At 41.4% G+C, this 14,779-nt stretch carries 10 protein-coding genes and 1 pseudogene; 9 read left to right on the forward strand and 2 right to left on the reverse strand.

Going from position 1 to position 14,779, the window contains the following annotated elements; genetic code table 11:
- Positions 1–52: 52 nt before the first annotated feature.
- The 6 genes from F8R90_RS14595 to F8R90_RS14620 all read left to right on the forward strand — a co-directional run bounded on the left by F8R90_RS14595 (position 53) and on the right by F8R90_RS14620 (position 8,318).
- Entirely contained in the window at positions 53–946 is an 894-nt protein-coding gene (locus F8R90_RS14595; protein WP_230966323.1) for a YsnF/AvaK domain-containing protein, read from the forward strand.
- 340 nt (positions 947–1,286) lie between these two features.
- Positions 1,287–2,210 carry an ion channel gene (locus tag F8R90_RS14600; protein WP_196511333.1) on the forward strand — a complete coding sequence of 308 codons (924 nt, stop codon included), beginning with the start codon at positions 1,287–1,289 and terminating at the stop codon, positions 2,208–2,210.
- 65 nt (positions 2,211–2,275) lie between these two features.
- Positions 2,276–2,515 carry a hypothetical protein gene (locus F8R90_RS33690; RefSeq protein ID WP_196511334.1) on the forward strand — a complete coding sequence of 80 codons (240 nt, stop codon included), beginning with the start codon at positions 2,276–2,278 and terminating at the stop codon, positions 2,513–2,515.
- Between the two features lie 159 nt (positions 2,516–2,674).
- On the forward strand, positions 2,675–4,378 hold the full coding sequence (locus F8R90_RS14610; protein ID WP_196511335.1) for an alpha/beta hydrolase: 1,704 nt from the start codon (positions 2,675–2,677) through the stop codon (positions 4,376–4,378).
- Between the two features lie 1,088 nt (positions 4,379–5,466).
- Positions 5,467–6,339 carry an SDR family NAD(P)-dependent oxidoreductase gene (locus F8R90_RS14615; RefSeq protein WP_196511336.1) on the forward strand — a complete coding sequence of 291 codons (873 nt, stop codon included), beginning with the start codon at positions 5,467–5,469 and terminating at the stop codon, positions 6,337–6,339.
- Between the two features lie 479 nt (positions 6,340–6,818).
- Positions 6,819–8,318: a glycosyl hydrolase family 57 gene (locus tag F8R90_RS14620; protein ID WP_196511337.1), complete on the forward strand. Its 1,500-nt coding sequence runs from the start codon at positions 6,819–6,821 to the stop codon at positions 8,316–8,318.
- A 257-nt stretch (positions 8,319–8,575) separates the two neighbouring features.
- Here the strand turns inward: F8R90_RS14620 and F8R90_RS14625 are convergent, their stop codons facing one another.
- Positions 8,576–9,934 (reverse strand): sensor histidine kinase, encoded by a 1,359-nt coding sequence (locus tag F8R90_RS14625; protein WP_196511338.1) that lies wholly within the window; start codon positions 9,932–9,934, stop codon positions 8,576–8,578.
- Between the two features lie 473 nt (positions 9,935–10,407).
- Here F8R90_RS14625 and F8R90_RS14630 point away from each other — a divergent pair, with 473 nt between their 5' ends.
- Entirely contained in the window at positions 10,408–11,577 is a 1,170-nt protein-coding gene (locus tag F8R90_RS14630; protein ID WP_196511339.1) for an S-layer homology domain-containing protein, read from the forward strand.
- A gap of 134 nt (positions 11,578–11,711) precedes the next feature.
- Here F8R90_RS14630 and F8R90_RS14635 read toward each other — a convergent pair whose 3' ends face one another.
- Complete coding sequence (locus F8R90_RS14635) at positions 11,712–12,149, reverse strand: CAAD domain-containing protein (protein WP_196511340.1); 438 nt, start codon at positions 12,147–12,149, stop codon at positions 11,712–11,714.
- A gap of 1,068 nt (positions 12,150–13,217) precedes the next feature.
- Between F8R90_RS14635 and F8R90_RS14640 the strand changes: the two are divergent.
- A pseudogene (locus tag F8R90_RS14640) lies at positions 13,218–14,531 on the forward strand (histidine kinase dimerization/phospho-acceptor domain-containing protein); the annotation flags it as partial.
- Positions 14,532–14,591: 60 nt separating this feature from the next.
- The coding region (locus F8R90_RS14645) for a hypothetical protein (RefSeq protein ID WP_442946731.1) at positions 14,592–14,779 on the forward strand (188 nt) is incomplete at its 3' end.

Below are 14,779 nucleotides of genomic sequence, written 5' to 3' on the forward strand. Positions count from 1 at the left end.
ATTTAGCTACATAGAAAGCAGTTCATAAAATTTGCATATGAATAGCCAACCGATGACAAAAAACATTGGACAGGCAAACTCTGACTCTCGTACTAGCACCTCGTTAGCAGATTTAAGAAAGAAGGTGAGGAATTTTGCTGTGTTCGATCAGCAAGGTCAGCTAGTAGGAGTAGTTCACGACTTAATTGTGGATGCTAATCGCCGATTAAACTTAGTTATATCTAATCAGGCGAATCAAGGAACTCTAGAATATGGTCAGCAGTTAGCCGATAAATATCCTTCATTATTTCGATTGCAGAGCCAGAGAATAAAAAAAATCGACAAGCCGACTAAATCTGTTTTCATAGACTTAAACAAATCAGAAATCGAGTATATGCCTGAATATTTAGAAACAGAAACACCAGGCGAGCGCACACTATCAGAAAACTCAATTGAGCAACTAGACAATTATCAAACTACAAATAGCCCAATTGAGCCAGTAAATTTAGATGATGTTACCGAAGAACAGATTATTCGTCTACTAGAAGAACGCCTAGTTGTTGAAAGCAGTAAGCGTAAAGTTGGTGAGGTGATTGTTCGCAAAGTAATCGAAACCCGGATGATACAAGTTCCTGTCCGGCGTGAAAGGTTGATTGTGGAACAAATTAGTCCAGAACACAAACAACTTGCAGAAATTGATTTAGGACAAGAGGAGATTTCTGGCGTTGACTTGACCGAAGTAGAAGGACTTGAGGCTACACATTTTGACAGTGGTTTAACGGTAAGCGGCGAATTTAGCTCACCTAAAACTGCTAGTTTATTGTTGAATGCGATCGCACTAGAGCAAAATCACGGCTGCAAGCAAGTGCGAGTGACCATTGGTGTTGAAGATGAGTCACACCAGAAAAAATACCAGGAGTGGTTTGACCGCTGTTCTAAAGGTCAATCACTAAAGCCGGAAAAATAAGTTTCTAGCAGATTAATTTTAGTAGGGTGGGCATTGCACACCCTATTTTTTTGCTGATTTAAGAAAAGAAAGTTAACTCATCCCACGGCGACGAAAACATCGCAAGTCTTTCCGACACGCTGCTGCGTTCGCTCATTTTCTTGAATTGCCGTGAGAAAATTGAAGTCAACAGTACCAAATGACTAATGACCAATGACTAAACCGGCGGGCGGCTATCCCAGACACCCTGAGAAGGAATGGCATTCTCGCCGATTTTCGTTCCCTTGCGGGTAACCGAAATGTCTCCAAAGCAACTTAATTTACAATACTAAGCAGTTGCCTTGCTTTTGGCTACCTTGCAATGAAATTTCGACTGAAAAGACTTTCACCGAAGAAACGACAGCGCCTGATCTCACCTATTCAGATTCAAGCTCGAGATGGAAAATTTGAGATTATGGGTATGGGTGCATGGCATTCCTACTGGCGCGATCCCTACCATCTGCTGCTAACGATTCCCTGGGCTGGCTTTCTGATCCTGATTTGTACTTTCTATATAACTATTAATGCTCTATTTGCCCTAGCTTACTTGATAGGAGGAGATTGTATTGCCAATGCCCGACCTGGTTCTTTTTTAGATGTCTTTTTCTTTAGCGTCCAAACCCTAGCATCTATCGGCTATGGGGCAATGTATCCTAAAACAACTTACGCCAACATTATTGTCACCATTGAAGCAATGATCGGTTTGGTGGGAATTGCTGTGATGACGGGACTAGCGTTTGCTCGATTCTCCCGACCCACAGCTCGGGTACTCTTTAGTCGTGTTGCTGTAATTACACCTCATGATGCGATGCCGACTCTCATATTTCGCACCGCTAATCAGCGTCGCAATATGATTCTGGAGGCGCAGATGCGAGTCTACTTAATGCGCGACGAAGTTTCTTTAGAAGGGCAGTTCATGCGTCGGTTCTATGATCTCAAACTGCTGAGGAACCAAACACCTAGCTTTACGTTGAGCTGGTCAGTGATGCATGTCATTGATGAGTTTAGTCCTCTATATGGGATGACACCAGAATCGTTAACCCAGACAAATACTATGCTGATCATCTCTTTGAGTGGCATTGATGAAACGGTTGCACAGGTTGTCCATGCCCGTCATAGTTATGGTGCTAATGAAATTTTGTGGAACAATCAATTTGTCGATATCATCCACCACACACCCGATGGACATCGCTACATTGATTACAACCGCTTCCACGATGTTTTACCTTTAGATGAAATGCTTTGAATGCCTGAAAGTTACTCGGAAGCTTGATTGGGTGGTGGTTGTAAAGATTTAACGACAACCCGACCATGTTCAACTACAGTGCAACTTTTAACCATGCTCTTGCTGGGGTTAACTGGCACATCCTGGCACTGGTTTTGGTGGGAGATATTTTGCTCCTGTTGTTGATTGAGGACGACAACACAACAGGCGCAGGAGGCAAAGGACATATAAAATATTTTGATCTCTATATTTATTATCGCGCTACTGATGCTGTTTGGCTGAAAAATTTGCTACCCATGTGTTTTGATAATTCAGTGCTGGTTTAAAGCGTATATGCGAAACTATGACTGTAAGTACTTGCTTCCTTGTGCTTGTAACCTGTTTGATATATCTAAACCGAGTAAACAGGAAAGCGGTTATAGATCCCGCCCCGCTTTCCTCCCTGCTCAAACTTGTTTAGCAGGGTTAGACAGTGGGTTTTTCTAATGAAAAATTTTTTGAGATACCTGGGTTTAGGTTTCCTATCTACCTTTTTGACTGCGACTCCCGGATTGGGAGCTGAACGCATTAGCTTTTATTACCCTCCCTTCGGCGAATTCTCCTTGTCTGTGGACTCGCTGGAAACTTTTGCGAAAGTTGGCAAAATCGATCAAGATTTTTCATTTTATGCTAGCCGTGCTACCCCCCAACAACTCGCTCAATTGCGGGATCTGCTCCAGCAGAAGTTCAATGTCACTCCTACATTAGTATCTCAGGTTACCTACTCGCCTATAGGCGAACAAGTGATGCAACAGCTAGGAGAATTACTCCTCACTGAGTCTCGACAGAACGGCTTCTATGCCATACGTGCCTCTTTGATTTTGGCTGCTGTTGATCAAGAAGGTTTAACGGTTGTGAATTTGCTGCGGAAATTTCCTAGCAATACTGTGCGAGTGAATTTCACAGAAGGCTTAAGGATAGTTGATGACTTGTCACAATTGCTCAAAAAAAGGGATGAAGTTGTTGCCTCTCTTCAAAAAGAAGCGATCGCTCAAGCAGCGAATTCAACAATTGACTTCTCACAACAGCTAGATTTGCGATCGCCAGGAAAATTCCGCTGGCAGAAAAAAAGCCTGGAGCTAAATGACTTTTCTCGCAATCGCCGTCTACCGGTGGATATTTATTTACCTGCAACTCAAAACTCACAACTCCCAACTCAGAATTCCCTGTCGCCTCCCTTTCCCCTCATCGTCATTTCTCATGGTCTCGCCTCAGACCGCTTTACCTTTGTCTACCTAGCTGAACATCTAGCATCCTACGGTTTTGCTGTTGCTATACTGGAACATCCTGGTAGTAATGCCGAACGCATTCAACAATATTTTGCGGGTTTGGCTGGGCCGCCAGATGCAGAAGAATTTATCAACCGACCTTTGGATATTAAGTATCTCCTCAATGAACTCCAGCGTCTAGATAAATCTGATCCCGCCCTCTTGGGAAAACTCAATTTTCAGCAAATTGGGGCGATCGGTCATTCCTTTGGCGGTTATACTGTTTTGGCTCTAGCAGGAGCAAAGATTAACTTTGAGCAACTGAGGCAAGATTGTAATCCCAATAATTCATCCTTTAATTTGTCGCTCTTTTTGCAGTGTCAAGCAATTGAGTTACCGCCGACAAATTACGAACTCAAAGACGATCGCATCAAGGTGATCATGGCGATTAATCCGATTAACAGCTCAATTTTGGGTGAGGGCGGAGTGAGTCAAATTAAAATACCTGTAATGCTGGTAGCAGGTAGTCAAGATATTTTCGCCCCACCCGTATTTGAGCAAATTCGCCCCTTTACCTGGCTTTCTGACTCCAATAAGTATCTAGCCTTAATCGAAAATGCTACCCACTTTTCAGCGATCGCAGAACCTACTTCTGAAAATGATGTCTTACCTGTACCACCTGCCTTGCTGGGTCCTGATCGTGCTCCTGTTTATTCCTATCTCAACGCCCTCAGCGTAGCTTTTTTGGAAACCCATCTTCTCAACCATCCTGAATACCGTTCCTATTTGCAGCCATCCTACGCCACATTTATTAGTAAAGAGCCTCTTAATCTCAGTCTTTTACAGTCGTTGTCGGTAGATCAATTCACTCAAATTTGGAATGGGTCAACTACCCAATCAAGCAAACCATCAAATCCCCAACCTACCCCTACCCCCCGTTAGTTATAAGCTGAAAAACATCTAAAATGATCTGAATAAAAAAACCTCTTAGAGGTTTTACAGAAAGACGGTGAGAATGGGATGAATCGTCGCTCGCCGTCTTGGTCATTAGTATGAAAAAGCCAAGAAAAATCATGAAGACCTACTAAGGACTTCGATTTTCGCCGGCTGAAGTTTTTACAGCCGGGGAATGGGTTAAACCTTAAGTAATTATACGGTGTACAATAGAAGGCAGAAAATTAGAAATTATCTTGACTTACATCTCAGATCCCCAACTTATTAGAAAAGTCGGGGATCTTGTTGTTCATGAATGATTTAAGTTTGCTATGGAAGGTACAAGTCTCAAGCATTCCTTTGATGAACTCAAAGCTAAACCCAAATAAATTAGTATTTACATTAAATTTTTGGCAGATAAATATGTCGTTGTAATTTGCATTAAAGACAATGAACTAGCCCTATTCTATTATTTTAAAAAATCAAAACCTGGATATTCCCTTTTCAAAAAACCAGTAAATATGCTGATAGTAATTTCCAAGTTAGTTAGAAACTCTAACTATTGCAACCATAAACCAAAATCTATATGTCTTTTTTGCTTCTAAGCTATGAATTAGATATGACAATTTCCTAAAACAGGAGCTATTTGTCAGGGAATTGAGATATTTGTACTGAGGTATTCATAAAAACTTATTTAATAAAATCTTTACTATATATATGCCTGTCGTTAAGAAGTATTAAGAAATCCTTATTAAAGAATATTGCAATACCTTGATTTAATTGCTAACGTGTGTATGACAATGATGCTGATGAACGCTCTGATCTAGGAGAAATAAAATCTATGAGCTATACCCATTCAGCCAAGTGTGTTCGGGTTTGACGGGTTAAAAACGAGAAATTTCTGCCTCGTATAGACAATTATGAGGGATTGCAGATTAACCATGAAATATCTCGTTGCCAAAGGCTTAGTTTCAGTTTGATTTCAATTACGATTGCTTATTTGTCTTACCTTGTGCCGACAAGCGAGTAGCTCTTGATTGTGTATATCGGCAATAACGAAGAGTTTGGTAAGACTTAGATTTTGGAGGATAAAACCAATGGAGATTCAAGGTAAAGTTGCCCTAATTACAGGGGCTTCCCGTGGGATTGGACGAGCGATCGCCCTCGAACTAGCGCAACAAGGCATCAAGCGACTGATATTGGTAGCACGCGATCGCCAAAAGTTAGTCGAGGTAGCTAACGAAATCGAGGCGATGGGCACGGAAACTGCGATCGTGGCCTTAGATTTGACCCAAACAATTGAAGTGAATATCGCTGTTGCCCAACTGTGGCGCAATTACGGACAGATTCACCTGCTGGTTAATTGTGCGGGAGTCGCATACCAAACCTCCTTTTTGCAATCTAAACTGCCCCAAGTTCAAGAAGAACTCTCTGTGAACTTATTAGGGATGTACAACCTCACTAGTCTGATCGCTCGACGCATGGCCAGCCAAAAGCAAGGCACAATCGTCAATGTGTCGAGTCTGATGGGGAAGGTGGCTGCACCGACGATGGCAACTTACTCAGCTACCAAGTTTGCCATCTTAGGATTTACTCAAGCCTTACGGCGCGAACTAGCTGATTACAATATCCGAGTCATTGCATTACTGCCTTCTCTGACAGACACAGACATGGTGCGCGACTTAAAATTATTTCGCTGGGTGATCCCCATGACTCCCCAGGAAGTAGCTAAAGCACTCGTCACCGGAATGCAAAATGATTCACCAGAAATTTTAGTCGGATGGCAAAGTCATTTAGCTGTATTGTGTCAACGCCTTGCCCCTTGGTTGCTAGAGCTAATTTTACGAATAGCAACCCCGCCAGCACCAAGAAAACAACAGCCGAATCAAAAACTGAACAAGCTGATCCCGAAACTGAATTTTTTGACCAGAATCCATCGTTTCGGTGATTTGTTCTTGTCAAGAACATGATTTTTTGGGTGTCTGCACGTAAGTCTTAAATTTTAGAGGCGATCGCCTCCTCTCCTGCGGTCAATTGCCTTTACCTTGAGGGTAAAAACGGGATTACCCGACCAAATCAACTAGATTGACCGCAATCAGCCATCCTTACCCAACCCAACTCAATCAGCTTCTAACTCCAGACATCGGCAATCTGCATAGACTAACTATATTTTGCCAAAAGCGTTGATCCCTGCTGATCATAAATTTCTGACTACATCTGGCGTATTAGCAGATGGTAAACAAACTTTATCAATAAATAGAACACAAAGATGCGAATATCTGGGTAGACTGCACCGATGATTACTAGACTTGCCTGAGTTCGCAGTTACTGAAAATCACCAAATTAAAAATGTTATGGCTCAGGGTATTTATTGTATCTGCACTGAGCTAGGTGTTATTAGATACTCATGCAAATTTTATAGATATAACTTATTTCGGAGCAACCAGAAATGCTTTCCTTCCCCACAACGCTTACTCCTTTGCCCGAAATCATTGATGGCTTGCCGAATATTTCTGGTTGGGAAACAGAGGTTATCTCTGTAGTTAACCATGATCAACCAGTATTTTTACCAACAACGAATATCCGCTTAGAAGACATCAAGGCTGTGTTTGCGATCGCCTTACACATGCACCAGCCAACTATACCTGCTGGACATGGCGGTTCACTGATCAGCAATCTGCAATATATGTTTGAACATCCTCATGAAGGGGATAACCACAATGCAGATCCTTTTGCATATTGTTATAGCCGCATGGGAGACTTGATCCCCGAACTCGTTAATCAAGGTTGCAATCCCCGTGTGATGTTGGATTACTCTGGTAATCTTTTGTGGGGACTGCGACAAATGGGACGCGGTGATGTTCTGGATAATCTCAAACGTATTACTTGCGACCCAACCTATCAACCTTATGTAGAGTGGTTGGGTACAATGTGGGGTCATGCAGTTATTCCTTCCACACCCATAGCAGATATCAAATTGCATATCATTGCATGGCAACATCATTTTGCGGCAATTTTTGGCTGGGAAGCACTAGCGCGAGTTAAAGGATTTTCGCCTCCAGAAATGCATCTACCCAATCACCCTGATGCTCTCTTTGAATTTGTGAAAGCGCTGAAAGAATGTGGATATCGCTGGCTACTTGTTCAAGAACATTCTGTAGAAACGATTAGCGGTCAATCTCTTACCCACAAACATTTACCACATCGTTTAGTTGCTCGTAATTCTCAAGGCGAAACAATTAGCATCACAGCCTTAATTAAAACCCAAGGTTCAGATACTAAATTAGTCGCACAAATGCAACCTTATTATGAAGCCAAAACCTTATCAAAACAACAAATTGGCGGTGTATTTGTACCACCGATAGTTAGCCAAATTGGAGATGGTGAAAATGGCGGCGTGATGATGAATGAATTTCCTAGTGCGTTTAAACAAGCTTGGTGGGATATGGTGAATAACGGTGGAGGAAAATCAGGTGTAGTTGGGATGTGTGGTACAGAATATTTGGAATTAATCGAAGCAGCGGGCTGCAAACCTGAAGATTATCCAACTTGTCAGCCAGTGGGACAACATCAAATTTGGGAGCGAGTTTCACCAGATAATATTCAACCGCAAGCTGTAGAGAATGCAATTCAAGAATTGAAGCAAACAAACTCTAATTTTCATCTGGATGGAGCTTCGTGGACAAATCATATCAGTTGGGTAAAAGGATATGAAAATGTGTTGTCTCCCATGTACCAATTAAGCAGTTTATTTCATCAAAAGATTGATCCGTTACTGCAAGCTGACTCAGCAGAACCGATCACTAGACAATCTCAATACCGTAACGTTCTCCTACATAATCTTTTGCTGCAAACCAGTTGTTTTCGTTATTGGGGACAAGGCGCTTGGACTGATTACGCACGTGAGATTTACAAACGTGGCGAAAGCCTGCTAAAAACGATATTTTAATCAGAAATAACTCAGGTGAAAGAATGAAACAGCCCTGCTTTTTAAGGGTGGGGCAGAGGGTATATTCTAGGTTAGAATATCACTAAATCAAGTATATTGGTTTCTAAATAGGCAGTATAAATGAAAAATATTTATGAGATTGTAGAAATGATTAGACATTTCAGCATGATTTAATAGTGATTTTTAAATCAGTATTTTAGCAATCATTTATTGGCAAAAATTGTTCACATTTGGGTCGTTTCTCTAAAATTATATTGCTAAACCAAAGGTAACAATATTTCAAATTTCGTACCTATCCCAATCTGGGAATGGAAATTTAATTTACCACCATGTTTCACGGTTATAATTCGATAACTTACTGCTAAACTGGTATTTTTACTATTCTTTGTTTCCAGAGAAAACGACTCCACAATTTGCTGTTGCAATTCTTGAGACATTCCAGGCCCATTATCGGCAATGCGAATTAATATCCAACGAGAATCTGGTGCATTTGGGTTACTTGCTTCTTGCGAAATTATTTCTGTAGTAATTTCAATTCGAGGTTTTTGAATAGTTTTTGTATCTTCTATATGCAAAGACTGTCGCACTGCTTCATTGAGTAAAGTATCTACAACTTCGCTGAAAATATTCATCAAAACCTGGTTTATCTGCCCCATAAAGCAATACACTGGGGGCAATTGACCGTAGTATTTGACGATTTCAATTTCTCCTTGTAGACGGCTATTAATTAATAAAATAATACTATCTATACAAGCATGTAAATCTACTGGCTTGGGATAAAGCTCATCGATATGACAAAAGTTTTGTAAACTAGTGACAAGTTTTTTTAATCTTTCTGCTCCAGTGCGGATACTAGCAAGCGATCGCGACAAATCTTGTTCTAAAAAATCAAATTCAATCTCTTCTTTAAGAAGATTAATCGCCTGGGAAACTGATGGTAACTCTTGATCGTAAGCTGCTATCAGCTTGAGTAAATCTTGGCTGTAGTTGGAAACATAAGTTATATTCCCCCAAATAAAACCCACTGGGTCTAAAATTTCGTGCGCTACGCCATCTACCAAACGTCCCAGATTTGCCATCTTATCATTTTGAATCATTTGGGCTTGACTGCGTTCATATCGCACCAGATTGTCGATTCCTCGAATTTGCCAAGAAATAATATTCAATTCTTGGACATCTAACAACCTATAAGCACCAGATTCTGTTTGTACTACAATTGGTTCTGCTAAAAATTCTGGCGATCGCTTTAAGCTAAGTTGCATCGCAGTTAAAATCGATGTTGTATCAGCAAGCAGCAAAATTGGTATCCGCGTATAGCTGTAGAGAACGGCTAATGGTTGCTGAACAAATAACTCTTGTCCATAGGGGCGAATCAAAAATTCCAGCAGTCGCCGCCGCGAAATCATCCCAAAGAACTTTCCCTGTTCTACCAAAATTACTCCTGGTAGCTGGGGGTATTTTTCCAAAAAACTAGCCACTTCCATACCAGTGTGATTGATTTCCACTGGGAAGTTGTACATTGGTAGTTCTTGGAGAGTTGAATCTAAATCGAGATCGCGATCGCTACCAAGAGACACAAATGGCGGTAAGATTTGGCTACTGAATTCTTCTGACACTAGACACCCTGATTTTTACAAAGACAGGTAAACAATAAGTTAATATTTTACATTCTGCCACCCTGTAATATGCGGTTTCAGTTTAGGTATCTAGTAAAATAAGTGTTGTGTCAGGGTGAAAATCGTTCTAAAGCGACTGGAAGCTATTGGCGTGCGATTTATAATCAGTCCGATAGCACGTTCGTGTTCGCTTCACGCTTCAAAGAGCCGATCATCTGCCCAATTGCGTAGACGCGGAGCGGCTTATCGTTAGACATCGCTTTGCGTTGAACCAGAAGCTTAATATTTTGCTATAAATTACGAATTACGTAGCTTGCTTCTCGTCAGAGGCGAGTATTACGAATTACGAATTACGAATTACGAATTACGAATTACGAATTACGAATTACGAATTAAAAAAGGGGTGGTGTAAAAGAGTCATCTGTGGCTTAATTTGTTTAGACACAAATTTTACTGCTACCAGGGTAATCACGATGACAAATAGACCTCCTTCCGAACCGGAGTCATCCCAAAGAACTGCCCTTGGCTTTGATGAGTTTATAGCCATTCTGGTTGCCTTCACCACTATCGGAGCGATTCTTTTTTGGTCATTGTCCCGCAGGGATTCTAGCTGGGACTTAAACGGGCTGCTTTCGCCTTCCTCTACTCCGTCTCCTAGTGTTCAGCCAAATCAAATATTGCCCTCCCCGACTCCCAAGGTAGAACCAAATGCAGTCCCCAACAACGTTTTGCCGTCATCTCCACCTGAGGCTGTTGTGGAACCCAAGACACCTGCATTGTCAACTAACAACGCAACTTCTTCTCGCACAGTCTTACCATCTGCTGAGGTAATCCCAACTCAATCCCCACAACCACAGACACCTGTATCCTCTTCAGCAGGGCTTGAGGCATCAATTACATCATCAGCATTGCCTTTAGTAACTCCAGCAAAACAAAAATCTATTATTCCGCCGCCAATAGCATTTAACGATGTGCCTAATAACTTCTGGGGTCGGCGTTTTATAGACGTTCTTTCTTCCCGTGGGATTCTCAAGGGGTTTCCTGATTATTCATTTAGACCAAATCAGCCTGTAAACCGCGCCGAATTTGCTGCTATCCTGCAAAAAGCTTTTGACCAAGAACTGACTAAGACTGCGATCGCATTTCAAGATGTACCAGCAAAATTCTGGGCTACTCCAGCAATTGACCAAGCCATCAGTGCCGGATTTCTCAAAGGCTACCCGAAAAAAACCTTCAAACCACAACAAAATATTACGCGAGTGCAAGTTTTAGTTGCCCTTGTTAGTGGGTTGAATTTGAAAGCACCCACTTCCCCAAATCAGATTTTAAGTGTCTATAAAGATACTAAAGATATTCCAACCTATGCTAATAGCAAAATAGCTGCTGCTACAGCCAATGGTCTGGTCGTTAACTATCCAAATCCCCAAATTCTTGCTCCCAACAAAGTAGCTAGTCGGGCTGAAGTGGCGGCGATGATTCATCAAGCTTTAGTAAAACGGGGCAAATTGGAGGGAATTTCATCTCAAAACATTGTGCGTATGCGTAGCCCGTCGCAGGCATCGCCCAAAGTATCTCCAGAACTTTCGCAGACTGTAAAACCGAGCCTAAAGGGTAAATTGTCCGCTGGTGGTTCGTCTCAATGAACTTCGTAGGGAATTTTGAGAGAAGTCTGATCGCCGACTTCCAGCGATCAGACTTCGGTGATTTGGAATTAGAGCGTACTCCTACACAGGAGCAAGCTACGCCTAGAGTCTCGTAGAGAAGCGATAGTCAGATATTAAGCTTCTGGAATTTGTTTACCAACCACTTGTGATTTAAGAGTGGTGATTTCACTAGTTAACTCTTTCCTGGTTGAGGCTTTGAGTAAATAGCGGTAAACAAACCAGGCAGAGTAACCAATACCAATCAACTCAAAAGTAGGAGCTACCAAGGGGATATCATTCAAAGCATCTAATATTGCCAAGAGTACTTTAACCCCAACAATTGATCCCACAATTAAACCAACAGTGACCAGGGGTTGCTTATATTGATTAAAGAAGCTTCCGAGATATTCTGGCAATGTTGCTAAAAAGCTAGAAATTTGCTCCCCGTATTTTAGCCATTCGTCTTGAGACTGTGCGGGAGGCTGAAGTTTGGTAATGGTTCCCGTTTGGTTGTTGATTTCTGCCACTGTAGTCTCTTTGGATGCGGTTTCAGTAAATTCTTGTTCTGGCATTTTCACTCCCATAAATTTGACAGTTGAGTTTTTTTAATCTGGATAATTACAACCAAAAGGCTGTTGATTAGGTAATGCACAAGCGCATCAGTACAATTGAGTAAAGGGCACAAAAGGGTTTTAGTGTCCTATAACTATAATTGCCCCTTAATATCTACTGCATCAACTACAAGGTAGACAGTCAGTAGGAGGATAGAACTTAGAAGGCAGCAGGATGTATTATAATCAGCTTTCTGAGTTCTTTTTTGAATCAACTGGAATCCTCAGGTTGTGATTATCCCATTCTGTGTCATTTGCTCATAATCGTACTAAATCTAAGTACAAATCAGGCAAAAATCAGCCTACCTCTCATTTATATAAGCCTAAAAGCCGATTTTAGCTGATATTAAAGCTATCTTAAGCCGCGTTCGTCAATTAACGCATTCGTATTGATATTAATACGGAATAAAAGTTTTTGTGTATTCACATAGACTAGACTGTATAACTATTTTATGATATATGCCCCTGGGGATGAGAGAGAAATAACCAATACCTAATGCCCCATCATGCCATTTGCTTCTCCATAGGAGTACAAGTCGGGTATTGCCCGCCCAACGCACTGGCTTCCCAATGCCCAACGAATATCAAAGCTTTTGTTTTTTTCCTGATTGTATTAATTTTATAAGGAAGCAGTAAGTTAGAGTAGTGGCGTACCTGATGGCAACAACTCATTGCTATCAACCGAATATTGAGAAAAGTGTTGTAGTAAGGAGAAGACGGTCTCAGATAAGTCTTTAGTGCAGTAAACTAATTCGGTGTTGCTAAAAAATGTGAATTCTACTCGCTATCAGTAAGTGTACTTAGCAAAATTGCTATCAAAACTACTTATACTCTATAAGGTTATGCTAATTATCTAGTAAGCAATGATTTTCTATTGCTATAAAAGAAGATAATGTAGATGTTAATCACCAATTAAAGTGTTTGCATAAGCTAGACTGACTTGGTGATTTTTGTGGGAAGGCCAGAAGGTTTGAGAAATGCCTTCCTCAAAAGCCAACCCCTAGCGACAGCAGTTCAGAAAGCAAAAAAGTGTCAGCCGAAGAGCCATCGACAGACGAACTCCCGACTATAGAATTTCCCTCACGAGGGAAACTCAAAGCCAGTTCTTGGCGAATCCATCAAAAAATTGGCTATGGGTACTTTGTAGCTATCGGAATTGGATTTTTTGGCTCACTGACTGGGTTAGTGATTGCCAACTACTACCGAGGAAGGGAAGTCAGGCAATTCAATCAAGCCTATGAACAAGGACAACTACTGAGCAATTATAAAGATGCAGTAGTAGGGGCACAATTACATAGCTCTAACCTAGTTGCTGTATTGGAAAATTCACAACAGCTACAAAACAAAAAAGCCGATTTTCTGAAGAATGTTGAAAAAGCCAAGCAACTAGAGTCAAAAATTGCCGGATTTATCGAGAGTAAGCCTAAAAGACTAGCAGCAACAAGTTCGACTTTACAGACTTTATTGCTGGATTACAAAAATAATTTAAAAGCTTACGTTGACCAAATCGAGGTCATCTTAAAGGAAGTTGACTCCCAAAAAGTGCAGCCTCAGCAGATTTCCTCTGCCCGATCGCAGTTATTGACAATTATGCGTGGTGAAACAGCCATCCGGCTAGACCAGCTTTCTCAAAGCTTGACTAACATCCTGCAAACTGCTGAAGATCAAGAGCAAGAAAGGCAAAAAGCCGTTGAGCAGGCAAAAGTAGTTGAGCGATTCATTGTAATTATGAGTATGCTGGTTTCGGTAGCGATCGCAGCCATTGTCGCATGGCGTACCAGTCGAGCGATCGCTGAACCAGTGATCACTGTCACCCAAGTAGCAGAGCAAGTTGCAAGGAAATCTAATTTCGATTTACGAGCGCCCGTCACCACTGAAGATGAAATTGGGCTACTTGCCAAATCTCTAAATCGTCTGATTGAGCGAGTATCTCAGCGAACAAAAGAACTACAACAAGCTAAAGAATTAGCCGAAGCTGCTAGCAAGGCAAAAAGCGTATTTCTGGCCAATGTCAGCCACGAATTACGCACACCATTAAATGCTGTGATTGGCTTGAGCCAACTTCTAGAAGACGACGCTACCGATCTCGGCTTATCGGGAGATTTTATCACAGACTTAGAAACAATTAATGCTGCTGGTAAACATCTACTGCACTTGATCAACGAAATCCTCGACTTGTCAAAAATTGAAGCGGGGAAAATGACTCTCTATCCAGAGACATTCGAGATTGCGACGCTGATTCATAACGTCGTCCTCACAGTCAAACCAGCTATAGAAAAAAATGCCAATGTTTTAGAAGTGCATTTTGATGATCAACTTGGCATCATGTACGCCGATCAAACTAGTGGTCTGTCCCATTAATTTTGCGGGGTTATAATCAAGTGTGATTAAATAGCAATGTGGATGCATTGGTATTCACAAGCAGACAAGCGATCGCAGAAGAAGGAAAAAGGGTGTATGAGCAAAAAGTATCAAATTAATCTGAGTGAATCACAGAGGGAAGAACTACTGGCTCTAGTCAAAAAGGGTTCAGCAAAAGCCAGAGAAATTCGGCGTGCACACACATTACTAATGGCTGCGGATGGCAAGAC

Origin of the sequence: Nostoc sp. NZL, from assembly GCF_015714705.1 — a bacterium.
In the GTDB taxonomy this organism is placed as follows: Bacteria; Cyanobacteriota; Cyanobacteriia; order Cyanobacteriales; family Nostocaceae; genus Nostoc; species Nostoc foliaceum_A.